The 519-nt window shown below is 59.2% G+C and carries 1 protein-coding gene; it reads right to left on the bottom strand.

The window, feature by feature from the left end; all coding sequences use genetic code 11:
* Window positions 1-519, bottom strand: a 519-nt coding sequence (locus tag PSOLE_RS23480) for a reverse transcriptase domain-containing protein (RefSeq protein WP_249044928.1), incomplete at both ends; no start/stop codon positions are given.

The following is a 519-nucleotide window of genomic DNA, read 5'->3' as shown; positions in this document are numbered from 1 at the left end:
TCAGAGTGGCATTGGCCAGACAGGGCGAAATAATTCCACCCTGCGGCGTCCCGGCTTCCGTTGCCATGAGTTGTCGCCGGTCGATAACCCCGGCTTTTAACCACTTGCGCAGTACCTTCGTGTCCATCGAGACATTCCGACACAGCCATTCGTGGTTGATGTTGTCGAAGAAGCCCTTGATGTCGCCTTCCAGAATCCAGACCGGCGCCGTTTGCGGCGACAGCAGGTGGAAAAGCTCAACCATTGCATCAGCAGTCGAACGATCCGGGCGAAATCCATAGGACTTCGGATCGCTGGTGCTTTCGATTACAGGCTCCAACGCTTGCAGATGCAGCGCCTGCATGGCCCGATCCAGCATCGTCGGGATACCCAGCGGGCGCTCCTCCAGCTTGCCGGGTTTCGGTATCCAGACCCGCCGTAGCGGTTTGGGCCGATAACCCCGTTGTTTCGACAGACTTCCCACAGCACGGAGCTTGGCCTGGGGCGATCCCCAGGTTTCTCCATCGACGCCCGGAGTCT

The sequence above is a fragment of the Pseudomonas oleovorans subsp. oleovorans genome (genome assembly GCF_002197815.1).
In the GTDB taxonomy this organism is placed as follows: domain Bacteria; phylum Pseudomonadota; class Gammaproteobacteria; order Pseudomonadales; family Pseudomonadaceae; genus Aquipseudomonas; species Aquipseudomonas oleovorans.
The sequence above is the reverse complement of the archived record's forward strand: the minus strand, read 5'-3'. Positions and strand labels throughout refer to the sequence as shown.